The sequence below is a fragment of the Pseudomonas sp. P20 genome, from assembly GCF_016463925.1.
Taxonomy (GTDB): domain Bacteria; phylum Pseudomonadota; class Gammaproteobacteria; order Pseudomonadales; family Pseudomonadaceae; genus Pseudomonas; species Pseudomonas aeruginosa.
Window position 1 is genome coordinate 15,213 of the sequence record NZ_JAEMVM010000007.1, and the last position, 26,568, is coordinate 41,780.

Consider the following 26,568-nt stretch of genomic DNA (forward strand, 5'->3'; position numbering starts at 1 on the left):
CGGAGGCTTTCCACTACCGTAGGCGGCCTTTCCCCTGTGTACCTGTGGATCCGCCATGCCCCTGGCCAGCCCCCGTCAGCTTTTCCTTCTCGCGTTCCTGGCCTGCGTCGCCATCATGGGCGGGGCGCTGTACCTGGAACATGTGGTTGGCCTGGAGGCCTGCCCGCTGTGCGTCGTGCAGCGGATCTTCTTCATCCTGATCGGCCTGACCTGCCTTGCTGGCGCGATCCAGGGGCCCGGCCTGCGTGGGCGGCGTATCTACTCCGTGCTGGTGTTCCTGCTCGCTCTCGGCGGCGGGGCCACGGCCGCCCGCCAGGTATGGTTGCAGACCGTTCCGCTGGACCAACTGCCGGCCTGCCTGCCCAGCCTCGACTACATGATGCAGGCGCTTCCCTTCCAGGAAGTGATCCGCCTGGTCCTGCATGGCACCGCGGATTGTGCCCAGGTGAGCTGGACGCTATTCACCCTGAGCATTCCGGAATGGAGCCTGCTGGCGTTCGTTGCCTATCTCGGCTTCTCCATCGTGCAGTTCCTCCGACGTACCTGATGCGGGCTGTCGCGTGGTCTTTCGTCAGCTCTCGAGTGTCGGCCGTATCGATTTGGCGAAAACCAGAGCGGATGCGGGATACCGATCAAACATCCGTATGAATTTTTCTGTACGGGCGTCTTGATGGGGTCATCCCGGGGGCATAATCTGGCTTTCCATAGCGCCGGAGTCCGCCCCTTGCACAGGCGTTCTCCCACAGAGCGCAGAGAGTGCGTCAGCAATGCGTCTCGGAGCGGACGATGATTCTCCGGGACGTCCGAAGAGGGAAGCGAGGACAACATGCTCGAAAGCTGCCGTAATGCCCAAGAGCGGTGGGGGGGTGTGCACCAACTGATCGATCGCTGGCTGCATGAGCGCCAGCAACTGGTGCAGGCCTTCGATGCCCTGAGCGGTATTCAGGCACCGGCGCCCAACGCCGAAGAACTCCAGCATTTCTGCCAATTGCTGCTGGACTACGTATCTGCCGGACACTTCGAGGTCTACGAGCAACTGACGGCGGAAGGCAAGGCCTTCGGCGATCAGCGCGGCCTGGAGCTGGCCAAGCAGATCTTCCCCCGGCTGGAAGCCATCACCGAATCCGCGCTGAACTTCAACGACCGCTGCGACAACGGCGATTGCCGTGAAGGAGCCTGCCTCATCGCGGAGCTGAAGGTCCTGCGGCAACAATTGCACGAACGCTTCGAGCTGGAGGACTGCCTCATCGAAGTCCTGCACAACGCCCACAGCCAGAGCGGCGCAGAGGGTTCGGCAGTACCGGTCTGATTCACCGGCGAGTCGTTACGAAACGGCGCGTCTCCATGCGGGAGAGCGCCGTTTTTGCATTTCAGCGGAAGCCCAGCAGGTCGATCTCGAAGACCAGCGGAGCGTCGGGCGGGATCAGGTCGCCAGCGCCTTCGTGGCCATAGGCTTGCGCCGAAGGAATCACCACTCGCCAGCGCGCGCCGACAGGCATCGCTCGCAACGCTGTGCGCCATCCCTCTATCACACTGTCCAGGGCGAACCACTCGGCGCTTTCGCTCTGGTCGAACACTTGACCGTCGGCAAGCAGGCCGCGGTAACGGACGTGTACCTGGGTTGCCGCGCCGATGCCGTTACCTTGGCCACGACGTAATTCGCTGACGAGGACGCCGCCGGTCAATTCGCGGACGCCGAAGCGGGCTTTTTCGTTGGCCAGGAAGCGGGCCTCGGCGGGTGTGGTCCGCGGTGTTTCCGTCGTGGCGTTCTCGTGTTGCAGCAGAAGTTTTTCGATGCGTTCGGGGGGGATTTCAAGTGCCTCGCCGCGATAGGCCTGGCGCAGTCCGAGAAGTAGTTCGGATAGCTCTAGGTCGGGCATTTCCTGCTGTAGGCGCGTGCCCAGGCGGGCGCCTACGGCATAGGCCAGTTCGTCCTTGGGGGGCGCGGCGAAAAGCGGCAGCGGCAGTAGAAAAAGACCGATGAAAAGGCGGCGCGGCATGCGGTTTCTCCAGACGAATCGGCGGGCAATCCTGGCGCACGTCGCTTGTAGCACATCGAACCCGTTGGCGAGAGGGGGTTTGCGGGTCTAGTATGGGCGCAACCACGTCCGCCTGGAGGCACGTCATGTCGGCCAACAAGAAGCCCGTCACCACCCCCTTGCACCTGTTGCAGCAACTTTCCCACAGCCTTGTCGAGCACCTGGAAGGTGCGTGCAAACAAGCGCTGGTCGATTCGGAAAAGCTCCTGGCCAAACTTGAAAAGCAACGTGGCAAAGCCCAGGAAAAACTGCACAAGGCTCGCACCAAGCTGCAGGATGCTGCCAAGGCCGGCAAGACCAAGGCACAGGCCAAGGCGCGCGAGACCATCAGCGACCTGGAAGAAGCGTTGGATACCCTGAAGGCCCGGCAGGCGGACACCCGTACCTACATCGTCGGCCTCAAGCGTGACGTACAGGAAAGCCTCAAGCTGGCGCAGGGTGTCGGCAAGGTGAAGGAAGCTGCTGGCAAGGCTTTGGAGAGCCGCAAGGCGAAACCCGCGACCAAACCTGCTGCGAAGGCGGCAGCCAAGCCTGCGGTGAAAACCGTAGCGGCGAAGCCTGCGGCCAAGCCGGCTGCGAAACCGGCGGCCAAGCCTGCGGCGAAAACCGCGGCAGCGAAGCCCGCAGCCAAGCCGGCTGCGAAACCGGCGGCCAAGCCTGCGGCGAAAACCGCAGCCGCGAAGCCCGCAGCCAAGCCGGTGGCGAAGCCTGCTGCGAAACCGGCGGCCAAGCCCGCGGCGAAAACCGCAGCCGCGAAGCCCGCAGCCAAGCCTGCGGCGAAAACCGCAGCCGCGAAGCCCGCCGCCAAGCCGGCGGCGAAGCCTGTCGCGAAACCGACGGCCAAGCCCGCGGCGAAAACCGCAGCCGCGAAGCCCGCCGCCAAGCCGGCGGCGAAGCCTGTCGCGAAACCGGCGGCCAAGCCTGTGGCGAAACCCGCGGCCGCGAAGCCTGCAGCCAAGCCGGCTGCGAAGCCTGCGGCGAAACCGGCGGCCAAGCCTGCGGCGAAACCCGTAGCCGCGAAACCTGCCGCAGCCAAGCCCGCCACCGCTCCTGCTGCGAAGCCTGCGGCGACTCCCAGCGCCCCGGCAGCCGCCTCCAGCGCTGCTTCGGCAACGCCTGCCGCGGGCAGCAACGGCGCCGCCCCGACCAGCGCCTCCTAAGGCGCTGTCTGCAAAGCCGCCGAGCCAAGCACCAGCAAAGCCCGGCGCTCTGCTTCCGTGCAGATGTCCCGGCTGCAGGCTTGCAGCCAGGCATCCGCACTGCGATTCGCTTCCTGGCCCTCCAGCCAGGCTGTGGCCAGGTCGGCCAGGCGTTGCAGGTGTTCCCGTTCCGCTCGTAGTTCCTGGGCCTTCATTTCCTCGCGGAGTTCGGCCAGGCAGGCGTCGTGGGTTGCCGCTTCGCGCCAGGCGCAACGCAATCTGCGCAGGGGTTCGATGACCGTTTCGCGCCAGGGACGCGCGGCGTTCTCCAGGATCTGGGCGCGTTCTTTCGAGCAGCTCACACCGCGCCTGCCAAGCCAGGCGGCGACCAGCAACAGGCAGACGTCCGCACCTTGCTCCTGAAGCGCGAGGCAAGCCGTTTCCACGCCCGGCCGGGCATAGACGTCCACCGCGAATTTCCAGACATTTCCAGTCATACAGCCTCACGCTCCGCAAGGGCGAAACTGATAAACTCCGCCGCCATGATCCGACTCCTCAATCTTACGCTACAGCGCGGGCCGCAGCGCCTCCTGGAAGCTGCTGAACTGACCCTGCACGCCGGCCAGAAAGCCGGTCTCATCGGGGCCAATGGCGCTGGCAAGTCCAGCTTGTTCGCGCTGTTGCGCGGCCAGCTCGGCCAGGATGCCGGCGACTGCCTGTTGCCCGCCGACTGGCGCATCGCGCACATGCGCCAGGAGGTCGATACCCTGGATCGCCTGGCGGTGGATTACGTGCTCGACGGCGACAGTCGCCTGCGCGAGATCCAGGCGGCACTGGCCGCCGCCGAAGCGGCGCACGACGGTTCTGCCCTGGCGCGCCTGCATACCGAACTGGACAACGCCGACGGTTACACCGCCGATGCACGGGCGCGCAAGCTGCTGGCCGGACTCGGCTTCAGCAGCGAGCAGATGGAGCGCCGGGTCGGTGATTTCTCCGGTGGTTGGAGGATGCGCCTGAACCTGGCGCAGGCGCTGATGTGCCCGTCCGACCTGCTGTTGCTCGACGAACCGACCAACCACCTCGACCTGGACGCCATCCTCTGGCTGGAAGAGTGGCTCAAGGGTTATCCCGGCACTCTGGTGCTGATCTCCCACGACCGCGACTTCCTCGATGCGGTGGTGGACCACGTGGTGCATCTGGAAAACCGCAAGCTGATCCTCTACCGCGGCGGCTATTCCGCTTTCGAGCGGACCCGCGCCGAGCGGCTGGCTCAGCAACAGCAGGCCTACGAGAAACAGCAGGCGCAGCGTGCGCACATGGAAAGCTTCATCGCCCGCTTCAAGGCCAAGGCCACCAAGGCGCGCCAGGCGCAGAGCCGGATCAAGGCGCTGGAGCGTCTAGAGGAACTGGCGCCGGCACATGTCGATTCGCCGTTCAATTTCAGTTTCCGCGAGTCGGACAAGATCTCCCGGCCGTTGCTGGATCTCGGCGAAGGCCGTCTCGGCTATGGCGACAAGGCGGTGCTGGAGAAGGTCAAGCTGCAACTGGTGCCCGGTGCGCGGATCGGCCTGCTCGGTCCCAACGGCGCCGGCAAGTCGACGCTGATCAAGACCCTGGCCGGGGACCTGCCCGAGCTGGGCGGCCGCCTGCTGCGCGGCGAGAACCTGGCCATCGGGTACTTCGCCCAGCACCAGCTCGATTCGCTGGATCCACAGGCCAGCCCGTTGCTACATCTGCAGCGTATCGCCCCCGGCGAGCGCGAACAGACCCTCAAGGACTTCCTCGGCGGCTTCGACTTCCGCGGCGTTCGGGTGGACGAGCCGGTATTGAACTTCTCCGGTGGCGAGAAAGCGCGCCTGGCCCTGGCGCTGATCGCCTGGCAGAAGCCCAACCTGCTGCTGCTCGACGAGCCGACCAACCACCTCGACCTGGAAATGCGCCTGGCCTTGACCATGGCTCTACAGGAGTTTTCCGGGGCGGTCCTGGTGGTTTCCCACGACCGGCACCTGCTCAAAAGCACCACCGATGAATTCCTCCTGGTCGCCGATGGGCGCGTGGTGCCGTTCGATGGCGATCTCGACGATTACGCCCGTTGGCTGGTCGACTATCGCGCGCGCAAGGCGCCGCAGGCCGAGACCGCGCCGGGTGCGCCGACCGAACGCACCGACAAGCGCGCCCAGCGCCAGGCAGCGGCCGCGCTGCGCCAGCAGCTGGCGCCGCACAAGCGCGAGGCCGACAAGCTGGAGCGCGAACTCGGCGGCCTGCACGAAAAGCTAGCCGCTATCGAGGCGCGGCTGGGCGACAGCGCCCTGTACGACGTATCGCGAAAGGACGAATTGCGCGAGTTGCTGTCCGAACAATCGAGCCTGAAGGTTCGCGAAGGCGAGCTGGAGGAACGTTGGCTGGAGGCCCTGGAAACCCTCGAAGCCCTGCAGAAAGAACTGGAGGCCAGTGAGTGATGGAAGACTTGCAGGTGTTGACGCAGACCTGGAGCGGGCCGCTGGTGGTGGCGCTGCAGATCCTGCTCATCCTGCTGGTCGCCTGGCTGCTACAGCGCCTGGTCCGACGCACGGTGACCCGTATCGGCGAGCGTTATCCGGTGCCGCCGGAGCTGCTCCTGCCGCTGCGTGGGGGCCTGCGCTGGCTGATCATGGTCAGCGCACTGATCATGGTGCTGGAGCGCCTGGGCGTGTCCGCCGAAGTGCTGTGGACCGCGCTGACCGGTTTCGCCGCGGTGGCGGCGGTAGCCTTCTTCGCCATCTGGAGCGTGCTCTCCAACCTGTTCTGTGCGTTGCTGATCTTCACCGTCGGGCCGTTCCGCATCGGCGACCGCGTGGAGCTGATCGATAGCGCCGACAAACCGGGCGTCACCGGACGCGTGGTTGCCATCAATCTCTTGTATACGACACTGGAAGAAACCCTCGAGGATGGCTCGCCGGGCCCGCTGCTGCAGGTTCCCAACAGCCTGTTCTTCCAGAAAGCCGTGCGTCGCTGGCGTGGGCCAGGTTTTTCAACTCCAACAAAAAACGGGACATAACCATCTATGGAATGGCTCGCCAGTCCTGAAATCTGGGTCGCGTTCCTGACCCTGACCGCCCTGGAAATCGTCCTCGGCATCGACAACATCATCTTCATCTCGATCCTGGTCGGGCGCCTGCCGCCGGCCCAGCAACCGAAGGCGCGCTTCTTCGGCCTGGCCCTGGCCATGGGCACGCGGATCCTGCTGTTGCTCTCGATCACCTGGGTCATGCGCCTGACCACCGACCTGTTCCACCTGTTCGGCCAGGGCATCTCCGGGCGTGACCTGATCCTCTTCTTCGGCGGCCTGTTCCTGCTGTTCAAGAGCACCATGGAGATCTACCACAGCCTGGAAGGCGCGGAAGAAGAGCAGAAGAGCGGCGGCAAGGCCCACGGCTTCATGGGCATCATCGTCCAGATCGCGATCATCGACATCATCTTCTCCCTGGACTCGGTGATCACCGCCGTCGGTCTGGTGCAGAACGTGCCGGTGATGGTCGCGGCGATCGTCATCTCGGTCGGCGTGATGATGCTGGCGGCAGGCACCATCAGCGACTTCATCGAGAAACACCCCTCGCTGAAAATGCTCGCCCTGTCGTTCCTCATCGTGGTCGGCACTGTGCTGGTGGCCGAGTCCTTCGAAGTGCACGTGCCGAAAGGCTACGTCTACTTCGCCATGGCCTTCTCCCTGGCGGTGGAGGCGCTGAACATCCGCTTGCGCGGGGCCCTGGCGCGCAAGCGCGGCGAGGAGCCGGTGAAGCTGCGCAAGGGTTCGCCGGACTGAGAGCGTTCGGAGCCAGGGCGAATAGCCGCATCGCGGTGGTCCGCCCAACATGGCTGAGCGCGTATCCTCGGGAAAGCCCGGCATCTGCCGGGTTTTTTCTGTCCGCCAGGTTGCGCCCGCAAAGGTTGGGAGAGGCGCGTGGTCGGAAAACCTGTGCGGCTGCTCCGCCTTGGTGCACACTGGCTTTTTCGTTCCCGCCGCCAGCCGTGTTCGCTTTCCGAGGTGTGCAATGCTCGTCAGTACCTGGTTCGCCTTCTTCCTCGCCTGCTGGGCCATCAGCCTGTCGCCGGGCGCCGGAGCCATCGCCTCGATGTCCTGCGGGTTGCAGTACGGCTTTGCGCGAGGCTACTGGAACGCGCTGGGCCTGCAGATCGGCCTGGCCCTGCAGATCGCCATTGTCGCCGCCGGCGTCGGTGCGTTGCTGGCGACCTCGGCACTGGCTTTCAGCCTGATCAAGTGGTTCGGCGTGGCCTACCTGGTGTACCTGGCGGTGCGCCAGTGGCAGGCGCCGCCACAGGCCTTGAGCACCGATGGCGAACGGCCTCTGGGGCGACCGTTGACCCTGGTGCTGCGTGGTTTCCTGGTCAACGCCAGCAATCCCAAGGCGGTGATCTTCATGCTCGCGGTGCTGCCGCAGTTCATCGACCCGCACCAGCCGCTGCTGGCGCAATACCTGATCATGGGCGGCACCATGATCGTCGTCGACCTGATCGTCATGGCCGGCTACACCGGGCTGGCTGCGCGCGTGCTACGCGTACTGCGTTCGCCGCGCCAGCAGAAGCTGGTGAACCGTACCTTCGCCAGCCTGTTCGTCGGTGCCGCGGGGCTGCTGGCGACGGTACGCCGAGCGCCGCTCTGAGCCGCCCGACACGCTGATGGGCGTGATTGTTACAGAGTATTTCTTGCATGGGCGGGAAGGCGAAGGGACAATTTAATCTCTTCCATTCTCACTTCGTCTTCGCCATGCACCCTCCGAAAATCCTGCTGTGGCTGCTGCCGCTGGTCTGCGCGTTCAGCCTTGGAGCTCTAGCCGACACGGCCGTCGACCCCTCCCAAGCCTTGCATCTGTTGAGTTACCTGGCGGCCGACTATCCGCCGACCGTGGCTGACGGCAAGATCGTCGACCCCAGCGAATACCAGGAACAGGTGGAGTTCGTCGGCAACCTGCAGGCATTGGTCCTGACCCTGCCGATGCGCCCCGAGCGCGCCGAGCTGGAGAGGGGCGTCGCCAGCCTGCGCCAGGCCATCGAGCAGCGCTTGCCGGGAAGGGACGTGGCCCTCCAGGCGCGCAACCTCGAGGCACGGGTGGCGGATATCTACCAGGTGGTGCAGACCCCCGCGATCACCCCCGACCCGAGCCGCGCGGCGCCGATCTATGCCCAGCAGTGCGCGATCTGCCATGGCGATGCGGGCAAGGGCGACGGCCCCGCCGGCATCGGCCTGGAACCGCCGCCGGCGAACCTCACCGATCGCCAGCGCCTCGACCACCTGAGCCTCTACGACCTGCGTAACGTCATCGGCCTGGGCGTGGCCGGCACCGACATGCCGGCGTTCGCCGACCAGCTCGACGAACGCCAGCGCTGGGACCTGGCCAGCTATGTGGCCGGCCTGAGCGCCGGCAGTGCGCAGCCGGACAAGGCCCATGCCTACCCGCTGGCGACCCTGGCCACGCAGACTCCGGCCGAAGTCGCCGAGCACGACGGCGAGGCCGCTGCGGAGAGCTTCCGCGCCCTGCGTGCGCATCCGCCGCTGGAGCAGCGCGGTCCTGGGCAGTTGATCGACTATACCGCCGCCACCCTGGACAAGAGCTTCGCGGTCTATCGCGAAGGCGACCGCGACCAGGCCTACGACCTGTCGGTGGCGGCCTACCTGGAGGGCTTCGAGCTGGTGGAAAGCTCGCTGGACAACGTCGACGCCGATTTGCGCCGCTCCACCGAGAAGCAGCTGATGGCCTACCGCCAGGCGTTGCGCGATGGCCTCCCGGAAACCCAGGTGGCGCAACAGCTGGAGCTGGCCAAGGGCAAGCTGGCAGAGGCCGCCAAGCAGCTTGGCGGCGACTCGCTGAGTTTCTCCATCAGTTTCGTTTCCGCCTTGTTGATCCTGTTGCGCGAAGGGGTAGAGGCAATCCTGGTGCTTGCCGCCATCCTCGCCTTCCTGCGCAATACCGGGCAGGAAAGTGCCGTGCGTGGCGTGCACGTCGGCTGGGGGCTGGCCTTCGTCGCCGGCTTCGCCACCTGGGCGTTGGCCGCCTATGTGATCGATATCGGCGGTGCCCAGCGCGAGCTGATGGAGGGCTTCACCTCTCTGTTCGCCTGCGTGATGGTGCTCTGGCTCGGCGTCTGGATGCACGACCGCCGCCACGCGGCAGCCTGGCAGGACTACATCCGCAGCAGCCTGGTGGGCGGTGGCGGACGCTTCGGCTTCGCAGTGCTGGCGTTCTTCTCGGTCTACCGCGAGTTGTTCGAGGTCATCCTGTTCTACGAAACCCTCTGGTTGCAGGCCGGACCGGCCGGGCACAATGCCGTGATCGGCGGCGCGGCGACCGCCGTGGTCCTGCTGATCGGCCTGGCCTGGGTGATCCTGCGTGGTTCGGCGAAACTGCCGCTGGGGTTGTTCTTCAGCATCAACGCGGCGTTGCTCTGTGCGCTCTCGGTGGTGTTCGCCGGACATGGCGTCATCGCCTTGCAGGAAGCCGGGGTGATCGGCACCCGTCCGGTGCCGTTCTTCGACTTCGACTGGCTGGGGATCAAGGCTGACGCCTATTCGCTGTCGGCCCAGGCCATGGCAATGGTGGCCATCGCGCTGCTCTACGGACGTAGCCGGATCGTCGAGCGCCGGCGTGCGGCGGCCAACGCCGCCGACTGAGCGGGTTCGCGCAACCACGACGGCCAGTGCGATACTGGCCGTCGTCATTTCTACGGAAGTCCGTTCATGCGTATCTGGATCGATGCCGACGCCTGCCCCAAGGCGGCCAAGGAACTGGTCTGCAAGTTCGCTCTCAAGCGCAAGCTGGAAGTCTGGATGGTCGCCGGCCAGCCGCAGGTCAAGCCGCCGTTCGCCTGCGTGCGTCTGGTGGTGGTGGAAAGCGGGATGGATGCGGCTGACGATTACCTGGTGGAGCAGGCCGAGCCGGGCGACCTGGCGATCTGCAGCGACGTACCGCTGGCCGATCGGCTGATCAAGAAACAGGTTGCCGCCCTCGATCCTCGCGGCCGCGAGTTCGACGCGCGGAACATGGGCGATAAGCTGGCCATGCGCAACCTGATGGCCGACCTGCGTGACCAGGGGCAGATGGGCGGCGGCCAGGCGCCCTACGGTGATCGTGACCGCCAGGCGTTCGCCAACGCCCTGGACCGCTTGCTTACCCGCCTGCAGCGGGTAGCCGATCTACGCGCGAGTCAGCCGCACAGATAGGTACCGGTACCGACGGCGACCAGCGTGCCGTCGTCGCTATGCAGTTCCGAGCGCACCACTGCGACCTTGTTGCCCGAGCGAAGCGGCACCGCATGGGCGGTGAACGTCCGGCCGCGTCCCGGGCGCAGGTAGTCGACGCGCAAGTCGATGGTGCCGAGCTTCGACAGCCGCGCCATGCGCTCGTGGCCTGGCAGTTCGCGATGCCGTTCGAGGGCGCCGATCAGGGCCATCGCTCCGCCGGTGACGTCGAGCAGGCTGGAGATCACCCCGCCGTGGAGAATGCCCTGAACGAAGTTGCCGATCAGTTCGTCCTTCATCGGCAGGTCGAGGACTACCCGCTCGCGGCCGAGGCTCACCACGCGGATGCCGAGCATGCGGTTGAAGGGGATGCGCTGGAAGAAATCCGCCACCAGTTGGTGGACGTCGTCAGGCAGGGCGGAGGAGGGCGTTTCGCTCATCGCGGCGTCTCGATTCGATGGTTTCGAGACGCACGCTGGCGTAGCGGCACGGATTTGAAAAGGGCGGCGGCGCGACCGCCCTCGTGCTTGGCCGATCAGGCCTTGTCCTGGTCCACCAGTTCGAGCACCCGGTCGACCAGCTTGTTGATCCCGGAAGCGGCTTCGGCTATCGACTGGGCGAGCATGTAGGCCGGGGTGGTCACCAGCTTGCGCGCGCTGTCTTCGACGATCTCGTCCACCGGCGCGTCGATGTGCTCGGCACCCATCTGCTTCAGCGCGTCGGCGGTGTCGGCGTCGTTGCCGATGGTGCATTGGACGCCGGCGCCGTAGATCTTCGCCGCCATCGCCGGAGCGATGCAGATCAGCCCGACTGGCTTGCCGGCTTCGGCGAAAGCCTTGGCCAGCGCCAGCACGTCCGGCTGCACCTGGCATTGCGCGCCGTTGATGGCAAAGTCGCTGAGGTTCTTCGCAGCGCCGAAGCCACCGGGCACGATCAGCGCGTCGTAGTCCTCGGCGCGGGCTTCGCGCAGGTCCTTGACTTCGCCGCGGGCGATACGCGCGGACTCGACCAGGACATTGCGGCTTTCCGGCATTTCCTCGCCGGTCAGGTGGTTGACCACATGGTGCTGGGCGATGTTCGGCGCGAAGCATTGTGCCTCGGCGCCTCGCTGGCTGAGGCGGAGCAGGGTGATCACGCTTTCGTGGATTTCCGCGCCATCGTAGACGCCACAACCGGAGAGGATGACGGCAACTTTCTTGTGCATGAGGCTTACTCCTTGGGAACGCAGGATCCGGACCGGACGGCCTGGCCGGGGTCGGTATCGCGCAAGCATAGCGAGCCGCCGGCCCCGGCGGCCAGCCGGAGCGGAGGGTACAAGGAGTTGGAGTGTGCGAAGGGGCCGGCTGTTCAGTCGCGCCGGCGCGGGTTCACTCGGATTTGTCGGCGTTGCCGCCCGCGCCGTTGCCGCGCGGTGTCTTGAAACGCCGCCATAGCCAGAGCAGCAGGCCCAGCACGATCAGGCCGCCGAGGACCATGAGTTCGTATTTCTTGATGTTGCCGAGCATGCCTTCCAGTACGCTGCCGAAATAGTAGGCGGCGGAGCCCAGCGCAGCGGCCCAGACGATGGCGCCGATGCCATTGAGAAGAAGATAGCGGGCCGGTGGATAGCCGGACAGGCCGATGGCCACCGGCATCACCGTACGCAGGCCGTAGACGAAGCGGAAACTCAGCACCCACAGGTCAGGATGGCGGCGCACATGGTCCAGCGCCTTGTCGCCGAGCTTCTGCCAGCGCGGCTTGCGCGCCAGCAACCGGCGGCCGTGGCGGCGTCCGAGGAAGTACCAGAGTTGGTCACCGGCGTAGCTGCCGAGGAAGGCGGTGAGAATCACGGTATCCAGCTGCATGTAGCCGCGGAAGGCAAGGAACCCGGCCAGCACGAGAATGGTTTCGCCCTCGAAGAAAGTACCGAGAAAAAGGGCGAAATAGCCGAAGTCCTGCAGGAATTGTTGGAGCATCATCGGGGCAGCGAAGCGAAATGAACGCGCAGCCTAACTCGGTTGAGGGCGTGGGGAAAGCGCGATCGTCACGGCTCAGGTCATTGATTGTGCAATGAATGGCCTTTGCCGCTGGCTTTTTGCGATGATTGGCGGTGCGGCAGGATGCCGCGACCTTGAGTCACTGTCGTCGCTTGTTGCCAATCCGTCATAATCAGGGACTATAACTGTCACACTGTGCCCGTTATCTGGGCCCTGGAGTAAAACCGTGAGCTTCACTCCCGCCAACCGCGCCTATCCCTACACCCGCCTGCGGCGCAATCGCCGCGATGACTTCTCCCGCCGCCTGGTCCGCGAGAATGTCCTCACCGTCGACGACCTGATCCTGCCGGTGTTCGTCCTTGATGGGGTCAACCAGCGTGAAAGCATTCCGTCGATGCCCGGCGTCGAGCGCCTGTCCATCGACCAGTTGCTGATCGAGGCGGAAGAGTGGGTGGCCCTGGGCATTCCGGCGCTGGCGCTGTTCCCGGTGACCCCGGTGGAGAAGAAGTCCCTGGACGCCGCCGAGGCATACAACCCGGAAGGCATCGCCCAGCGCGCCACCCGCGCCCTGCGCGAGCGCTTTCCGGAGCTGGGCATCATCACCGACGTGGCGCTCGACCCGTTCACCACCCATGGCCAGGACGGCATCCTGGATGACGATGGCTACGTCCTCAACGACGTCAGCATCGACGTGCTGGTACGGCAGGCGCTGTCCCACGCCGAGGCCGGCGCCCAGGTGGTAGCGCCCTCGGACATGATGGACGGTCGCATCGGTGCGATCCGCGAGGCCCTGGAGTCTGCCGGCCACACCAATGTGCGGATCATGGCCTACTCGGCCAAGTACGCCAGCGCCTACTACGGTCCGTTCCGCGATGCGGTCGGCTCGGCTTCGAACCTCGGCAAGGGCAACAAGGCCACCTACCAGATGGATCCGGCGAACAGCGACGAGGCACTTCACGAAGTGGCCGCCGACCTGGCCGAAGGCGCCGACATGGTGATGGTCAAGCCGGGCATGCCCTACCTCGACATCGTGCGTCGGGTGAAGGATGAATTCCGCGCCCCGACCTTTGTCTACCAGGTCAGCGGCGAGTATGCGATGCACATGGGCGCCATCCAGAACGGCTGGCTGGCCGAATCGGTGATCCTCGAGTCCCTTACCGCCTTCAAACGTGCCGGCGCCGATGGCATTCTGACCTACTTCGCCAAGCAGGCCGCAGAACAATTAAGACGGGGGCGTTGACCCCCTCGGGAAGATGAATGAATACGCAGCAAGGACTTGATGAGATCGAACGTATCGCCGCCGACGAAACCGTAGTGGCGAACGTGGAAAGCGAAGCAGAAGTGAAGATGGCCGAAACGATCCCGGTGGAAACGCCACCTGCGGTGGTTCCCAGCGTGGATGACAGCAGCCTGTACATTCATCGCGAGCTCTCCCAGTTGCAGTTCAACATCCGCGTGCTGGAGCAGGCGCTGGACGAGTCCTACCCGCTCCTGGAGCGGCTGAAGTTCCTCCTCATCTTCTCGAGCAACCTCGACGAATTCTTCGAGATCCGCATCGCCGGCCTGAAGAAGCAGATCACCTTCGCCCGCGAGCAGGCCGGCGCCGACGGCCTGCTGCCGCACCAGGCCCTGGCGCGGATCAGCGAGCTGGTCCACGAGCAGGTGTCGCGGCAGTACCGGATCCTCAACGAGACCCTGTTGCCGGAGCTGGCCAAGCACCAGATCCGCTTCATCCGCCGGCGTCACTGGACGCTGAAGATCAAGACCTGGGTGCGGCGCTTCTTCCGCGACGAGATCGCGCCGATCATCACCCCGATCGGCCTCGACCCGACCCACCCGTTCCCGCTGCTGGTGAACAAGAGCCTCAACTTCATCGTCGAGCTGGAGGGGATGGATGCCTTCGGCCGCGACTCCGGCCTGGCGATCATCCCGGCGCCGCGCCTGCTGCCACGGATCATCAGGCTGCCGGAAGACGTTGGCGGCGAGGGCGACAACTACGTGTTCCTGTCGTCGATGATCCACGCCCACGCCGACGACCTGTTCCCCGGCATGAAGGTGAAGGGCTGCTACCAGTTCCGCCTGACCCGCAACGCCGACCTGTCGGTGGACACCGAGGATGTCGAGGACCTGGCCCGCGCGCTGCGCGGCGAGCTGTTCTCGCGTCGCTACGGGGATGCGGTACGCCTGGAGGTGGTGGATACCTGCCCGCAGAACCTGACCAACTACCTGCTCAAACAGTTCGGCCTGTCCGAAAGCGAGTTGTACAAGGTCAGCGGCCCGGTCAACCTGACCCGCCTGTTCAGCGTCACCGGCCTGGAAAGCCATCCGGAGCTGCAGTACCCGCCCTTCACCCCGGCGATCCCGCGTCTTTTGCAGAAGAAGGAAAACCTCTTCAACGTCCTCAGCAAGCTCGACGTGTTGCTGATGCACCCGTTCGAGTCCTTCACCCCGGTGATCGACCTGCTGCGCCAGGCCGCCAAGGATCCGAACGTGCTGGCGATCAAGCAGACCCTGTACCGCAGCGGCGCCAACTCTGAGATCGTCGACGCCCTGGTCGAGGCGGCACGCAACGGCAAGGAGGTCACCGCGGTGATCGAGCTGCGCGCCCGCTTCGACGAAGAGTCCAACCTGCAACTGGCCAGCCGCCTGCAACAGGCCGGCGCGGTGGTGATCTACGGCGTGGTCGGCTTCAAGACCCACGCCAAGATGATGCTGATCCTCCGTCGCGAGGACGGCGAACTGCGCCGCTACGCGCACCTGGGCACCGGCAACTACCATGCCGGCAACGCTCGCCTGTACACCGACTACAGCCTGCTGACCGCCGACGTGGCGCTCTGCGAGGACCTGCACAAGCTGTTCAACCAACTGATCGGGATGGGCAAGACGCTGCGCATGAAGAAGCTGTTGCATGCGCCGTTCACCCTGAAGAAGAACCTGCTGGAAATGATCAACCGCGAGGCGGCCCAGGCGGCGCTCGGCCAGCCTGCGCACATCATGGCCAAGGTCAACTCGCTGACCGATCCGAAGGTCATCCGCGCCCTGTACAAGGCCAGCCAGGCCGGGGTCAGGATCGACCTGGTGGTGCGTGGCATGTGCTGCCTGCGGCCGGGCATCCCGGGGGTCTCGCACAATATCCACGTGCGCTCGATTATCGGGCGCTTCCTCGAGCACAGCCGCATCTACTACTTCCTCAACGGCGGCGACGAGAAGCTCTATCTCTCCAGCGCCGACTGGATGGAGCGCAACCTCGACATGCGCGTCGAGACCTGCTTCCCGGTGGAAGGCAAGAAGCTGGTGCAGCGGGTCAAGAAGGAACTGGAAACGTACCTGACCGACAACACCCAGGCCTGGGTGTTGCAGGCCGACGGTAGCTACCAGCGGCTCAGTCCCACCGGTAACCAGAACCCCCGCAATACCCAGGCGACCCTGCTGGAGAAGCTGGCCGCGCCGGTGCTTACCGCACGTTGAGGCTGTAGCCGACCCGCTTGAGCCATTCGGCTTCCTGGGCGAAGTCGGCCTGGGTCAGCGGGTTGGCTTCCAGCCAGCCCTCGGGGAAGGTCACCGAAAGGCTCTTGGGCTCTGCCTTCAGACGCACCGAGGGCATTTCCTGGGTGCCGCGAATGTGGTGGAAGAGGATCGCGAAGCGCAGCACGATGCACAGGCGTACCAGCTTGTCGCCTTCCTCGGCGAACTCCGCCAGCTTGTCCGCCGGAATGTTGCGGCGGTGGCCGCGTACCAGTAGCGACAGCATCTGCTGGTCCTGGCGCGAGAAGCCAGCCAGGTCGGAGTGCTCGATCAGGTAGGCGCCGTGCTTGTGGTAGTGGTAATGGGCGATGTCCAGGCCGATCTCGTGGACCCGTGCGCCCCAGCTCAGCAGGTCGCGGTGCAGTTCGCCGTTCAGCTCCCAGGCGTCGCCGACTTCGGCAAGCACCTTGAGGGCCTTGGCCTCCACCCGCGAAGCCTGCTCCGGATCGACGTGGTAGCGCTGCATCAGCGAGCTGATGGTGCGTTCGCGCACGTCCTCGTGCTGGTGACGGCCGACCAGGTCGTAGAGAACGCCTTCGCGCAGGGCGCCCTCGGAGTGAACCATCTGTTCCAGTTCCAGCGCGTCGAAGATCGCTTCGAGAATGGCCAGTCCGGCCGGGAAGATGGTCCGGCGGTCCGGCTTGATCCCTTCCAGATCGAGCTTCTCCACGTCGCCGAGCTTGAGCACCTTGCGCTTCAGCCAGGCCAGTCCGTCCGGGCTGATCTCGCCGTTGCCGTGGCCGCCGGCCTTGATCGCCAGCGCCACTGCGCGGATGGTGCCGGAGGCGCCGACCGCCTGTTGCCAGCCGAGGCGCCGCAGGCTGTTCTCGATGCCCATCAGTTCCAGGCGTGCAGCAGTGTACGCCTGGGCGTAGCGGGCCGGGGTGATCTTGCCGTCGCGGAAGTAGCGTTGGGTGTAGCTGACGCAACCCATCTGCAGGCTTTCCCGCAGCTCGGACTCGAAACCCTGGCCGATGATGAACTCGGTGCTGCCGCCGCCGATGTCGCTGACCAGCCGGCGACCGCCGCTGTCGGGCATGCTGTTGGCGACGCCGAGGTAGATCAGGCGGGCTTCCTCGCGGCCGGAGATGACTTCCACGGGATGGCCGAGAACCTCTTCCGCACGACGGATGAAATCGCTGCGGTTGCGCGCCTCGCGCAAGGCGTTGGTCGCGACCACGCGTACGGAACCCTGGGGCATGCCGCTGATGAACTGGGCGAAGCGGCGCAGGCAGTCGAGGCCGCGCTGGGTGGCCTCTTCGCTGAGATTGCGCTCCTCGTCGAGGCCGGCGGCCAGTTGGACCTTCTCGCCCAGCCGTTCGAGGATGCGGACTTCGCCGTGGATATTGGCCTTGGCCAGACAGAGGTGGAAACTGTTGGAACCCAGGTCCAGGGCGGCAATCAGCGGGAATGCCTCGGCAGGTTTTTGCGGCATGCTTTGCAAGTCCATTGGAAAACTGCGCCATCCTGCCACGATAGGGCGAGGGTCGCCAATGCGGCAGCCGATCAATCGGGAATCAGCCGACCAACGATAGAGACTCTCAATCGGCTGCGCCTTCCGGCGAGGGTCAAGGCGGGATATGATGGTCGGCACTTTCGCGTTTCAATTCGCGTCCGACTACGGAGAGATTTCATGAGCGAACATATCGTCAACGTTACTGATGCCAGCTTCGAGCAGGACGTGCTGAAGGCCGACGGCCCTGTGCTGGTGGACTACTGGGCCGAGTGGTGCGGTCCGTGCAAGATGATCGCGCCGGTGCTGGACGAAGTCGCCAGGGACTATCAGGGCAAGCTGAAGGTCTGCAAGCTGAACATCGACGAGAACCAGGATACCCCGCCGAAATACGGCGTGCGTGGCATCCCTACCCTGATGCTGTTCAAGGACGGCAATGTCGAGGCGACCAAGGTCGGCGCACTGTCCAAGTCGCAGCTGGCGGCCTTCCTCGACGCCAATATCTGAGCCGGGCCCAGGCCTCGCTGGAAAGCCCCGCGATTCGCGGGGCTTTTTTTTGCGTTTCTATAGACGCCACGCGGCCACGGTGTTAAATTCGGGTTCGCGACGTTTTTTCCGTCGCCTTCTGCATGCCGTCCCGGACGCACTTCCTACTCGAACTTTCTAGCGCTCCTGTCGCCCCCTTGCGACACGGCTTTCCCAAGCTCGACGCTTTCTCCAATTCCTCTTTCTGCGTACCTATCTCTTTCCTATGAATCTGACCGAACTCAAGCAAAAGCCGATTGCCGAACTGCTGGAAATGTCCGATGCCATGGGCCTGGAAAACATGGCCCGTTCGCGCAAGCAGGACATCATCTTCGCCCTGCTGAAGAAGCACGCGAAAAGTGGTGAAGAGATCTCCGGCGATGGCGTGCTGGAGATTCTTCAGGACGGCTTCGGCTTCCTGCGCTCCGCCGACTCTTCCTACCTGGCCGGCCCCGACGACATCTATGTCTCGCCGAGCCAGATCCGGCGCTTCAACCTGCGCACGGGCGACACCATCATCGGCAAGATCCGGCCGCCGAAAGAGGGCGAGCGTTACTTCGCCCTGCTCAAGGTCGACTCGATCAACTTCGATCGTCCGGAGAATGCGAAGAACAAGATTCTCTTCGAGAACCTGACGCCGCTGTTCCCCAACGAGCGGATGAAGATGGAAGCCGGCAACGGCTCCACCGAAGACCTGACCGGCCGCGTCATCGATCTCTGCGCGCCGATCGGCAAGGGCCAGCGCGGCCTGATCGTGGCGCCGCCGAAGGCGGGCAAGACCATCATGCTGCAGAACATCGCCAGCAACATCACCCGCAACAACCCCGAATGCCACCTGATCGTCCTGCTGATCGACGAGCGCCCTGAGGAAGTGACCGAAATGCAGCGCACCGTGCGCGGCGAAGTGGTCGCCTCGACCTTTGACGAACCGCCGACCCGTCACGTACAGGTCGCCGAGATGGTGATCGAGAAGGCCAAGCGCCTGGTCGAGCACAAGAAGGACGTGGTCATCCTGCTCGACTCCATCACCCGTCTGGCGCGGGCCTACAACACCGTGATCCCCAGCTCCGGCAAGGTGCTCACCGGCGGTGTCGACGCCCATGCCCTGGAGAAGCCGAAGCGCTTCTTCGGCGCCGCGCGGAACATCGAAGAGGGCGGTTCTCTTACGATTCTCGCCACGGCGTTGGTGGAAACCGGCTCGAAGATGGACGAGGTGATCTACGAGGAATTCAAGGGTACCGGCAACATGGAACTCCCATTGGATCGCAAGATCGCCGAGAAGCGCGTGTTCCCGGCCATCAACATCAACCGTTCGGGTACCCGCCGCGAAGAGCTGCTGACCAGCGAGGACGAGCTCCAGCGCATGTGGATCCTGCGCAAGATCCTGCACCCGATGGACGAGATCTCCGCGATCGAATTCCTCATCGACAAGCTCAAGCAGACCAAGACCAACGATGAGTTCTTCGATTCGATGAAACGGAAGTAGTCTTCCAGGGAATTGAAGAAGGCGCTCCGGTTTGACCGGAGCGCCTTTTTTCATGCCTGGAGAAAAATAGATGTCGAGCCTGCCTTATCGAAGAGATATCGATGGATTGCGCGCACTGGCCATCTTGCCGGTGGTGTTCTATCACTTGGGCTTGGGCGGTTTCACCGGCGGGTATGTCGGCGTCGATGTCTTTCTGGTGATTTCCGGCTACCTGATCACTTCGATCATCCGGCGCGATCGGCAGGCCGGGCGTTTCAGCTTCGTCGATTTCTGGGCTCGCCGGGCGCGACGCATCCTCCCCGCTTTGTTCGTTATGATGGCCGTCAGCCTGGCGGCCGGCTGGTTCCTGATGGAGCCGCGGGACTACGAGCAACTGGGTCGTGCGGTGCGTTACCAGACGATGTTCGCCTCGAACATCCTGTTCTGGAAGCAGGATGGCTATTTCGACGCCGCGTCCGAATTCAAGCCGCTATTGCATACCTGGTCGTTGTCGGTGGAAGAGCAGTTCTACATTCTCTTCCCGCTACTGCTGGCCGCGATCTCCGGGCGCCTGCTGCGCTGGCGGCTCGCCATCCTCCTCGCGGTCCTGGCGCTATCGCTGGCGGCCAGCGTCTGGGCGGTGAGCCAGCGACCTGGCAGTGCATTCTTCCTCCTGCCGATGCGCGCCTGGGAACTCCTGGCGGGTGCCGCGCTGGCGTTGCTGCCGGGCGCTAGCCGCGGTCATTCGCAATGGTCCCTGCAACTGGCGGCCACCCTCGGCATAGCGGCGATTCTCCTGCCGGTGTTCTTCTACGACAGCGACACTCCTTTCCCCGGCCTCGCGGCGCTGCCGGCGGTGCTTGGCACCGCCCTGCTGATCTGGGCCAACGGCGCCGGCGACACCTGGGCTCGCCGCCTGCTGGGCTGGCAACCGCTGGTCTGGTTCGGTCTGATCTCCTATTCGCTGTACCTCTGGCACTGGCCGCTGTACGTCTTCGTCCAGTACCACGCACTGGAAACCCTGGGCCTGCCGGCACGCCTGGGGTTGCTGGCGGCGAGCATCGGCTTGGCGGCACTGTCGCTGTACTACGTCGAGGCACCGTTCCGCGAGCGCAAGCTGTTCGCCGGGCGCCGGCAGATGCTTGGCGCGGCGCTGTGCAGCTTGCTGCTGCTGGGAGTCATCGGCCAGTTGGTGCGGCATTACGACGGCGTGCCGTCGCGTCTTTCCGAGGAAGCCTTGCGTTATGCCAAGGCGTCCAAATGGCGCGATGGGCAGACCGACTGCATGTTCGACAAGAAGGCGCTCAGTCAGGAAAGCATCTGCCGCTTCCCGGCGGAACTGGCTGCCGAACGACCGCTGCTGGTCAGTTGGGGCGACAGCCATTCCGCGGCGTTGAGCCCGCTGCTGCGCGAACTGGCTACCAGTCGCCGACTGCCGATCTGGCAGGCTTCGCTGGCGGGCTGTCCGCCGTTGCTGGGGATGCTGGAAAAGGACACTTGCCTGCGTTTCAACCAGCAGATGCTCGAGTTCGTCGAACAGCAGCGGCCGGGCGGGGTGATCCTCGCCGGGCGCTGGGACATGTATATATACGGCGACTCGCAGGACGGTACCCGCAACATTCTCCGCGAGCCGGACGACACGCCGGACAGCTCGATCGCCGAGGCGCTGCTGCGGCAACGCCTGAGCGGGATGATCGAAAGGCTGAACGCGGCCGACGTACATGTCTGGCTGGTCAAGGACGTACCGCTGCTGCCATTCAAGGCACCGGCGCGGCTGGTGCGGCTGAGTCTGAGCGGGGAGGATGTCGGGCGCGCACGTTTTCCCTTCGCTGAGCACGCTGCGCGCGTCGCCTACGTGAATGCGCTGTTCGATGCGTTGGCCGAAGGCAACCCGCGGGTGAGCGTGCTCGACCCCTCCAGCGTGCTCTGCGATGGCCTGGATTGTTTCGCCGAACGTGATGGCTGGTCGCTGTACATGGATAACAACCACCTTTCGACCCAGGGGGCCCATGAACTCGGGCCTTTGTTCGAGCCGATGCTACAGAGCCTCGACGACTCGAGGATCGCCAGCCAGCAGTGACCGAATGCCGCGTTTGCCTGCTGCCGGATGGGCCGGGAGCAGGTAGGATGTGGGGTCTTGCAGTGAATGGTTAGGCCAATGACGTTCAAGGATCTCCGCGATTTCATCGCCCAGCTGGAGCAGCGCGGTGCGTTGAAGCGCATCCAGGTGCCGATTTCCCCCGTGCTCGAGATGACCGAGGTGTGCGACCGCACGTTGCGCGCCAAGGGCCCGGCATTGCTGTTCGAAAAGCCGACCGGCTTCGACATGCCGGTGCTCGGCAACCTGTTCGGTACGCCGGAGCGCGTGGCGCTGGGCATGGGCGCCGAGGACGTCGGCGCGCTGCGCGAGATCGGCAAGCTGCTGGCGCAACTCAAGGAGCCCGAGCCGCCGAAGGGCCTCAAGGACGCCTGGGCCAAGCTGCCGATGTACAGGAAGGTCCTGTCCATGGCGCCGAAGGTGCTCAAGGACGCTCCCTGCCAGGAAGTGGTCGAGGAGGGCGAGGACGTCGACCTCGGCCGGCTACCGGTCCAGACCTGCTGGCCGGGCGATGTCGGGCCGCTGATCACCTGGGGCCTGACCGTTACCCGCGGGCCGAACAAGGAACGGCAGAACCTGGGCATCTACCGCCAGCAGGTGATCGGCCGCAACAAGGTGATCATGCGCTGGCTCAGCCACCGCGGCGGCGCACTGGACTACCGCGAGTGGTGCCAGAAGCATCCGGGCCAGCCCTATCCGGTAGCCGTGGCGCTGGGCGCCGATCCGGCGACCATCCTCGGTGCGGTGACGCCGGTGCCGGACACCCTTTCCGAATACGCTTTCGCCGGCCTGTTGCGCGGGCATCGTACCGAGCTGGTCAAGTGTCGCGGGAGCGACTTGCAGGTGCCGGCCAGCGCCGAGATCGTCCTCGAAGGGGTGATCCACCCCGGCGAGATGGCCGACGAAGGTCCCTATGGCGATCACACCGGCTACTACAACGAGGTCGATCGCTTCCCGGTGTTCACCGTCGAGCGCGTCACCCGCCGGCAGAAACCGATCTACCACAGCACCTACACCGGGCGTCCGCCGGACGAGCCGGCGATCCTCGGGGTGGCGCTGAACGAAGTGTTCGTGCCGATTCTGCAGAAGCAGTTCCCGGAAATCGTCGATTTCTACCTGCCGCCGGAAGGTTGTTCCTACCGGATGGCGGTGGTGACCATGAAGAAGCAGTACCCAGGGCACGCCAAGCGCGTGATGCTCGGGGTCTGGTCGTTCCTGCGGCAGTTCATGTACACCAAGTTCGTCATCGTCACCGACGATGACATCGATGCGCGCGACTGGAACGATGTGATCTGGGCCATCACCACGCGGATGGACCCCAAGCGCGACACGGTGATGATCGACAACACGCCCATCGACTACCTCGACTTCGCCTCGCCGGTTTCCGGCCTCGGCTCGAAGATGGGGCTTGATGCCACCCACAAGTGGCCGGGCGAGACCAGCCGCGAATGGGGGCGCGCCATCGTCAAGGACGAAGCGGTGACACGGCGCATCGACGCGCTCTGGTCGAGCCTCGGGATCGACTGATGCGTATCGTCCTGCAACCGTCCGGCGCCTGCCTCGAGCTGCTGCCGGGGGAACGTATCCTCGATGGCGCCCGGCGGCTTGGCTACGACTGTCCGCAGAGCTGCCGCAACGGCAACTGCCATATCTGCGCGGCGCTGCTGGTGGAGGGGCGGGTACGCCAGAACGGCGAGGTACGCGATCATGGCGAACTCTTCACCTGCCTCGCTGAGCCGCTGGAAGACTGCGTGCTGCATTGGGACGGGGTGCTGGCGCCGGGTGAACTGCCTCTGCGCAAGCTGACCTGCCAGTTGAGCTTCTGCGAAGAGGTCGGCGGCGACGTCTACCGGGTCGGCCTGCGCGCGCCGGCCGGCAAGCCGCCACGCTATCACGCCGGGCAGTACCTGTTGCTGGAGCGTGACGGCGGCGACAGCGCGGCGTTTTCCCTGGCCTCCGCGCCGCATGCGGGACGCGACCTTGAGTTGCACATCCTGGCCAAGGAAGACAGTGCCGTCGCGCTGATCGCGCAATTGCAGCGCGAGCGCCTGGCACGGATCCAGCTGCCGTTCGGCGACGCGCACCTGGCGGAACTGCCCGACGGTCCGCTGGTGCTGATCGCCGCGGGAACCGGCATGTCGCAGATGCACAGCCTGATCGAGCACTGCCGCGCCGCCGGCTTCGCCCATCCTGTACATCTCTACTGGGGCGTTCGGCGTCCGGAGGATTTCTACCGTCTGCCGCACTGGACGGAGTGGGAAGGCCTGCCGAACCTGTTCCTGCACCGGGTGGTCAGCGACCTCTGTGGCTGGGAGGGGCGTTGCGGCTTGCTGCACGAGGCGGTGCGCGAGGATTTCGCCGACCTGTCGAGCCTGCATGTGTATGCCAGCGGCTCGCCGGCGATGGTCTACGCGACCCTGGATGCCCTGGTCGAAGCAGGGATGGACGCGCACCAGATGCGCGCCGACGTGTTCGCCTACGCGCCGCGGGACTGAACGCGGCTCCGGCCTGGCGCCGGAGCCGCCGCGTCATCAGCCGGCTTGCTGCGGCGCGGCCTGGACCGCGGGTTTGCGCAGGGTCAGGCAGAGGAACAGGATGGCCAGCAGGCAGGCGCCGATCAGCAGCTTGAAGCCACCGTCCCAGCCGAAGTGATCCACCGTGTAGCCGACCAGGGCGTTGGCCGCCACCGAGCCGCCGAGGTAGCCGAACAGACCGGTGAAGCCGGCGGCGGTGCCGGCCGCTTTCTTCGGCGCCAGCTCCAGGGCCTGCAAGCCGATCAGCATCACCGGGCCGTAGATCAGGAAGCCGATCATGATCAGCGCGGCCATGTCGATCGCCGGGTTGCCGGCCGGGTTCAGCCAGTAGATCAGGGTGCCGACGGTCACCAGGATCATGAACACCACGCCGGTGGCGCCGCGATTGCCCTTGAACAGCTTGTCCGACAGCCAGCCGCAGAGCAGGGTGCCGGGAATCCCCGCCCATTCGTAGAAGAAGTACGCCCAGGACGACTTGTCGACGTTGAAGTGCTTGGCCTCCTTGAGGTAGGTCGGCGCCCAGTCGAGCACACCGTAGCGCAGCAGGTAGACGAACACGTTGGCCAGGGCGATGTACCAGAGCAGCTTGTTGCGCAGCACGTAGGTGACGAAGATCTCCTTGGTCGACAGCTCGCGCTCGTGGTGTTCGTCGTAGCCTTCGGGGTAGTCGTCCTTGTGCTTCTCGATCGGCGGCAGGCCGCAGGATTGCGGGTGTCGCGCATGGCGAAATAGGCGAATACGGCTACGCCCACGGCGACGATGGCCGGCACGTAGAAGGCCGAGCGCCAGTCGCCGAACAGCGCCAGGCCGAGCAGGAACAGCGGGCCGATCAGGCCGCCGCCGACGTTGTGGGCGACGTTCCACACCGAGACCACGCTGCCGCGCTCCTTCTGCGACCACCAGTGGACCATGGTCCGTCCGCTCGGCGGCCAGCCCATGCCCTGGGCCCAGCCGTTGATGAAGAGCAGGACGAACATGATGGCGACGCTGGAGGTAGCCCAGTGCGCGAATCCGAAAATGAACATCACCGCCGCCGACACCAACAGGCCGAACGGCAGGAAGACCCGTGGGTTGGAACGATCCGAGACCAGGCCCATGATGAATTTCGACAGGCCGTAGGCGATGGCGATGGCCGACATCGCGACGCCCAGTTGACCGCGGCTGTAGCCGTCCTCGATGAGGTAGGGCATGGCCAGGGAGAAGTTCTTGCGCAGCAGGTAGTAACCCGCGTAGCCGATGAAGATACCGGCGAAGATCTGCCAGCGCAGGCGCCGGTAGGTGCTGTCCACCTCGGCATCGGGCAGTGGCGCCTGGTGTGGCGCGGGACGAAAGATTCCGAACATCGCGAGCTCCGCTTGTTGTTGTGTCGCGCCTTTTTACGCGGTTGCGAACACTACATTTTTCGTAAATGAAAAAATAGCGGAAATGTTACAGGTTGAGTGCATTGGTCGGAAATAAGAAAGCCCCGGTCGGAAACCGGGGCCTTCATAGGGGAAAAACATCTGACAGCGTGGGCCTCGGCCGGTGTATCGCTCCGGCCCGCCATGCCTTTCTCCGCACGGGCGGGAGGCAATACTCGCCGCCTTCGTGGCTCAGCGAACCTCCACCACCACCTTGCCGACCGCCCTGCGCTGGCCGAGGGCGTCGATAGCGTCGCCGGCCCGTTCCAGCGGGAAGCGCTGCGACACCAGCGGCTTCAGTTTGCCTTCGGCGTGCCAGGCGAACAGCTGGCGGAAGTTGTCAGCGTTGTCCTGCGGCTGGCGTTGGGCGAACGATCCCCAGAACACGCCGACCAGCGAGGCGCCCTTGAGCAGGGTCAGGTTGGCCGGCAGCGAAGGGATGCTGCCGCTGGCGAAGCCGACCACCAGCATCCGTCCGTTCCAGGCGATGCTGCGGAAGGCCTCCTCGAACAGTTCGCCGCCCACCGGATCGTAGATCACATCGACGCCCTGGCCGCCGGTCAAGGCCTTGAGCTGCTCGCGCAGGCTACCTTCGCTGTAGTTGATCAGTTCGTCGGCGCCGGCGGCCTTGGCCACGGCGAGCTTGTCGGGGGTACTGGCGGCAGCGATCACCCGGGCGCCCATGGCCTTGCCGATCTCCACGGCAGCCAGCCCGACCCCGCCGGAAGCGCCGAGCACCAGCAGGGTCTCGCCGGGTTGCAGGTTGGCGCGCTGTTTCAGGGCGTGCATCGAGGTGCCGTAGGTCATGCCGAAGGCGGCGGCGCTGGCGAAGTCCATGCCTTCGGGAATCGGCATCACGTTATAGCCGGGCACCTTGACCTGCTCGGCGAAGCTGCCCCAGCCGGTCAGGGCCATGACCCGGTCGCCGGGCCTGACGTGGGCGACCTTTTCGCCGACCGCGGCGACCACCCCGGCCGCCTCGCCGCCCGGGGAGAAGGGGAAGGGCGGCTTGAACTGGTACTTGCCTTCGATGATCAGGGTGTCTGGGAAGTTGACCCCTGCGGCGTGCACATCGAGGAGGATTTCGTTCTTCGCCGGGCTCGGGCTGGCGATTTCTTCCAGGACCAGGCTGCTGGCCGGGCCGAAGGCTTTGCAGAGGACGGCTTTCATCGGGGACGCT

The 26,568-nt window shown here is 65.0% G+C and carries 23 protein-coding genes and 1 pseudogene; 16 read left to right on the forward strand and 8 right to left on the reverse strand.

The genetic code is table 11. The annotated features are described in order from the left end of the window. The first annotated feature begins 55 nt into the window (after nt 1-55). Entirely contained in the window at nt 56-547 is a 492-nt protein-coding gene (locus JHD77_RS07535) for a disulfide bond formation protein B (RefSeq protein WP_023122875.1), read from the forward strand. A 279-nt stretch (nt 548-826) separates the two neighbouring features. Then, nucleotides 827-1,309, forward strand: coding sequence for a sigma D regulator (gene rsd, locus JHD77_RS07540; protein ID WP_003120370.1), 483 nt, complete (start codon nt 827-829; stop codon nt 1,307-1,309). Nucleotides 1,310-1,370: 61 nt separating this feature from the next. Here the strand turns inward: rsd and JHD77_RS07545 are convergent, their stop codons facing one another. Beyond that, a complete protein-coding gene (locus JHD77_RS07545; protein WP_004347374.1) occupies nt 1,371-2,000 on the reverse strand; it encodes an FKBP-type peptidyl-prolyl cis-trans isomerase in 630 nt (209 codons plus the stop codon). Nucleotides 2,001-2,125: 125 nt separating this feature from the next. Between JHD77_RS07545 and JHD77_RS07550 the strand changes: the two genes are divergently transcribed. After that, on the forward strand, nt 2,126-3,199 hold the full coding sequence (locus JHD77_RS07550; protein WP_034022345.1) for an AlgP family protein: 1,074 nt from the start codon (nt 2,126-2,128) through the stop codon (nt 3,197-3,199). Here the strand turns inward: JHD77_RS07550 and JHD77_RS07555 are convergent. After that, nucleotides 3,196-3,675, reverse strand: a complete 480-nt coding sequence (locus JHD77_RS07555) for a TIGR02444 family protein (RefSeq protein WP_003099227.1) — start codon at nt 3,673-3,675, stop codon at nt 3,196-3,198. The two genes, JHD77_RS07550 and JHD77_RS07555, sit on opposite strands and share 4 nt — an antisense overlap. A gap of 45 nt (nt 3,676-3,720) precedes the next feature. Here JHD77_RS07555 and JHD77_RS07560 point away from each other — a divergent pair, with 45 nt between their 5' ends. The 6 genes from JHD77_RS07560 (at nt 3,721) to JHD77_RS07585 (ending at nt 10,394) form a co-directional block, all read left to right on the forward strand. Continuing rightward, nucleotides 3,721-5,637, forward strand: a complete 1,917-nt coding sequence (locus JHD77_RS07560; RefSeq protein ID WP_031640894.1) for an ATP-binding cassette domain-containing protein — start codon at nt 3,721-3,723, stop codon at nt 5,635-5,637. Further along, nucleotides 5,637-6,215 (forward strand): mechanosensitive ion channel family protein, encoded by a 579-nt coding sequence (locus JHD77_RS07565; RefSeq protein WP_003457815.1) that lies wholly within the window; start codon nt 5,637-5,639, stop codon nt 6,213-6,215. Before JHD77_RS07560 ends, JHD77_RS07565 begins: the two co-directional genes overlap by 1 nt. Before the next feature lie 6 nt (nt 6,216-6,221). Further along, the gene (locus tag JHD77_RS07570; RefSeq protein WP_003123699.1) at nt 6,222-6,980 is read left to right on the forward strand and encodes a TerC family protein; all 759 of its coding nucleotides are present in this window, start codon (nt 6,222-6,224) and stop codon (nt 6,978-6,980) included. Nucleotides 6,981-7,209: 229 nt separating this feature from the next. Further along, nucleotides 7,210-7,839: a LysE family transporter gene (locus tag JHD77_RS07575; RefSeq protein WP_003096365.1), complete on the forward strand. Its 630-nt coding sequence runs from the start codon at nt 7,210-7,212 to the stop codon at nt 7,837-7,839. A gap of 104 nt (nt 7,840-7,943) precedes the next feature. Next, nucleotides 7,944-9,845: a cytochrome c/FTR1 family iron permease gene (locus JHD77_RS07580; RefSeq protein ID WP_031640262.1), complete on the forward strand. Its 1,902-nt coding sequence runs from the start codon at nt 7,944-7,946 to the stop codon at nt 9,843-9,845. 66 nt (nt 9,846-9,911) lie between these two features. Continuing rightward, on the forward strand, nt 9,912-10,394 hold the full coding sequence (locus JHD77_RS07585; RefSeq protein WP_031640893.1) for a YaiI/YqxD family protein: 483 nt from the start codon (nt 9,912-9,914) through the stop codon (nt 10,392-10,394). Here the strand turns inward: JHD77_RS07585 and JHD77_RS07590 are convergent. The 3 genes from JHD77_RS07590 to JHD77_RS07600 form a co-directional block, all read right to left on the reverse strand. Continuing rightward, nucleotides 10,379-10,852, reverse strand: a complete 474-nt coding sequence (locus JHD77_RS07590; protein ID WP_003118044.1) for a thioesterase family protein — start codon at nt 10,850-10,852, stop codon at nt 10,379-10,381. The two genes, JHD77_RS07585 and JHD77_RS07590, sit on opposite strands and share 16 nt — an antisense overlap. A gap of 95 nt (nt 10,853-10,947) precedes the next feature. Next, nucleotides 10,948-11,616, reverse strand: a complete 669-nt coding sequence (elbB, locus tag JHD77_RS07595) for an isoprenoid biosynthesis glyoxalase ElbB (RefSeq protein ID WP_003099212.1) — start codon at nt 11,614-11,616, stop codon at nt 10,948-10,950. Between the two features lie 163 nt (nt 11,617-11,779). Next, complete coding sequence (locus tag JHD77_RS07600; protein WP_003096354.1) at nt 11,780-12,370, reverse strand: DedA family protein; 591 nt, start codon at nt 12,368-12,370, stop codon at nt 11,780-11,782. A gap of 244 nt (nt 12,371-12,614) precedes the next feature. On the opposite strand from JHD77_RS07600, the gene hemB reads away from it, so the two are divergent. Then, complete coding sequence (gene hemB / locus JHD77_RS07605; protein WP_003096352.1) at nt 12,615-13,628, forward strand: porphobilinogen synthase; 1,014 nt, start codon at nt 12,615-12,617, stop codon at nt 13,626-13,628. Nucleotides 13,629-13,645: 17 nt separating this feature from the next. Beyond that, nucleotides 13,646-15,856 carry a polyphosphate kinase 1 gene (ppk1, locus tag JHD77_RS07610; protein ID WP_003099209.1) on the forward strand — a complete coding sequence of 737 codons (2,211 nt, stop codon included), beginning with the start codon at nt 13,646-13,648 and terminating at the stop codon, nt 15,854-15,856. Here the strand turns inward: ppk1 and ppx are convergent. Then, entirely contained in the window at nt 15,843-17,348 is a 1,506-nt protein-coding gene (gene ppx / locus JHD77_RS07615) for an exopolyphosphatase (protein WP_003114040.1), read from the reverse strand. The two genes, ppk1 and ppx, sit on opposite strands and share 14 nt — an antisense overlap. A gap of 198 nt (nt 17,349-17,546) precedes the next feature. Here ppx and trxA point away from each other — a divergent pair, with 198 nt between their 5' ends. The 5 genes from trxA to JHD77_RS07640 all read left to right on the forward strand — a co-directional run bounded on the left by trxA (nt 17,547) and on the right by JHD77_RS07640 (nt 23,949). After that, nucleotides 17,547-17,873 carry a thioredoxin TrxA gene (gene trxA, locus JHD77_RS07620; protein ID WP_003096336.1) on the forward strand — a complete coding sequence of 109 codons (327 nt, stop codon included), beginning with the start codon at nt 17,547-17,549 and terminating at the stop codon, nt 17,871-17,873. 244 nt (nt 17,874-18,117) lie between these two features. Further along, nucleotides 18,118-19,377: a transcription termination factor Rho gene (gene rho, locus JHD77_RS07625; protein WP_003096334.1), complete on the forward strand. Its 1,260-nt coding sequence runs from the start codon at nt 18,118-18,120 to the stop codon at nt 19,375-19,377. A 70-nt stretch (nt 19,378-19,447) separates the two neighbouring features. After that, entirely contained in the window at nt 19,448-21,436 is a 1,989-nt protein-coding gene (locus tag JHD77_RS07630; RefSeq protein ID WP_031755290.1) for an acyltransferase family protein, read from the forward strand. Nucleotides 21,437-21,514: 78 nt separating this feature from the next. Beyond that, nucleotides 21,515-22,981: a 4-hydroxy-3-polyprenylbenzoate decarboxylase gene (gene ubiD, locus JHD77_RS07635; RefSeq protein ID WP_003096332.1), complete on the forward strand. Its 1,467-nt coding sequence runs from the start codon at nt 21,515-21,517 to the stop codon at nt 22,979-22,981. Continuing rightward, nucleotides 22,981-23,949 carry a CDP-6-deoxy-delta-3,4-glucoseen reductase gene (locus JHD77_RS07640; protein ID WP_003096331.1) on the forward strand — a complete coding sequence of 323 codons (969 nt, stop codon included), beginning with the start codon at nt 22,981-22,983 and terminating at the stop codon, nt 23,947-23,949. The genes ubiD and JHD77_RS07640 overlap by 1 nt, the downstream gene beginning before the upstream one ends. A gap of 36 nt (nt 23,950-23,985) precedes the next feature. Here the strand turns inward: JHD77_RS07640 and glpT are convergent. Further along, nucleotides 23,986-25,331 (reverse strand): annotated as a pseudogene (gene glpT, locus JHD77_RS07645) (glycerol-3-phosphate transporter). Between the two features lie 249 nt (nt 25,332-25,580). Continuing rightward, nucleotides 25,581-26,558 (reverse strand): NADPH:quinone oxidoreductase family protein, encoded by a 978-nt coding sequence (locus tag JHD77_RS07650; RefSeq protein WP_003114042.1) that lies wholly within the window; start codon nt 26,556-26,558, stop codon nt 25,581-25,583. Nucleotides 26,559-26,568: the final 10 nt, after the last annotated feature.

Bases quoted from the DNA above. Each gene is read 5' to 3' on its own strand.
- JHD77_RS07570 (WP_003123699.1), top strand. From the start codon at position 6,222: ATGGAATGGCTCGCCAGTCCTGAAATCTGGGTCGCGTTCCTGACCCTG.
- ubiD (WP_003096332.1), top strand. From the start codon at position 21,515: ATGACGTTCAAGGATCTCCGCGATTTCATCGCCCAGCTGGAGCAGCGC.
- rsd (WP_003120370.1), top strand. From the start codon at position 827: ATGCTCGAAAGCTGCCGTAATGCCCAAGAGCGGTGGGGGGGTGTGCAC.
- JHD77_RS07600 (WP_003096354.1), bottom strand. From the start codon at position 12,370: ATGATGCTCCAACAATTCCTGCAGGACTTCGGCTATTTCGCCCTTTTT.
- JHD77_RS07555 (WP_003099227.1), bottom strand. From the start codon at position 3,675: ATGACTGGAAATGTCTGGAAATTCGCGGTGGACGTCTATGCCCGGCCG.
- rho (WP_003096334.1), top strand. From the start codon at position 18,118: ATGAATCTGACCGAACTCAAGCAAAAGCCGATTGCCGAACTGCTGGAA.
- ppk1 (WP_003099209.1), top strand. From the start codon at position 13,646: ATGAATACGCAGCAAGGACTTGATGAGATCGAACGTATCGCCGCCGAC.
- JHD77_RS07590 (WP_003118044.1), bottom strand. From the start codon at position 10,852: ATGAGCGAAACGCCCTCCTCCGCCCTGCCTGACGACGTCCACCAACTG.
- JHD77_RS07630 (WP_031755290.1), top strand. From the start codon at position 19,448: ATGTCGAGCCTGCCTTATCGAAGAGATATCGATGGATTGCGCGCACTG.
- JHD77_RS07640 (WP_003096331.1), top strand. From the start codon at position 22,981: ATGCGTATCGTCCTGCAACCGTCCGGCGCCTGCCTCGAGCTGCTGCCG.
- JHD77_RS07585 (WP_031640893.1), top strand. From the start codon at position 9,912: ATGCGTATCTGGATCGATGCCGACGCCTGCCCCAAGGCGGCCAAGGAA.
- JHD77_RS07580 (WP_031640262.1), top strand. From the start codon at position 7,944: ATGCACCCTCCGAAAATCCTGCTGTGGCTGCTGCCGCTGGTCTGCGCG.
- elbB (WP_003099212.1), bottom strand. From the start codon at position 11,616: ATGCACAAGAAAGTTGCCGTCATCCTCTCCGGTTGTGGCGTCTACGAT.
- JHD77_RS07575 (WP_003096365.1), top strand. From the start codon at position 7,210: ATGCTCGTCAGTACCTGGTTCGCCTTCTTCCTCGCCTGCTGGGCCATC.
- trxA (WP_003096336.1), top strand. From the start codon at position 17,547: ATGAGCGAACATATCGTCAACGTTACTGATGCCAGCTTCGAGCAGGAC.
- JHD77_RS07650 (WP_003114042.1), bottom strand. From the start codon at position 26,558: ATGAAAGCCGTCCTCTGCAAAGCCTTCGGCCCGGCCAGCAGCCTGGTC.
- JHD77_RS07535 (WP_023122875.1), top strand. From the start codon at position 56: ATGCCCCTGGCCAGCCCCCGTCAGCTTTTCCTTCTCGCGTTCCTGGCC.
- JHD77_RS07550 (WP_034022345.1), top strand. From the start codon at position 2,126: ATGTCGGCCAACAAGAAGCCCGTCACCACCCCCTTGCACCTGTTGCAG.
- ppx (WP_003114040.1), bottom strand. From the start codon at position 17,348: ATGCCGCAAAAACCTGCCGAGGCATTCCCGCTGATTGCCGCCCTGGAC.
- JHD77_RS07565 (WP_003457815.1), top strand. From the start codon at position 5,637: ATGGAAGACTTGCAGGTGTTGACGCAGACCTGGAGCGGGCCGCTGGTG.
- JHD77_RS07545 (WP_004347374.1), bottom strand. From the start codon at position 2,000: ATGCCGCGCCGCCTTTTCATCGGTCTTTTTCTACTGCCGCTGCCGCTT.
- JHD77_RS07560 (WP_031640894.1), top strand. From the start codon at position 3,721: ATGATCCGACTCCTCAATCTTACGCTACAGCGCGGGCCGCAGCGCCTC.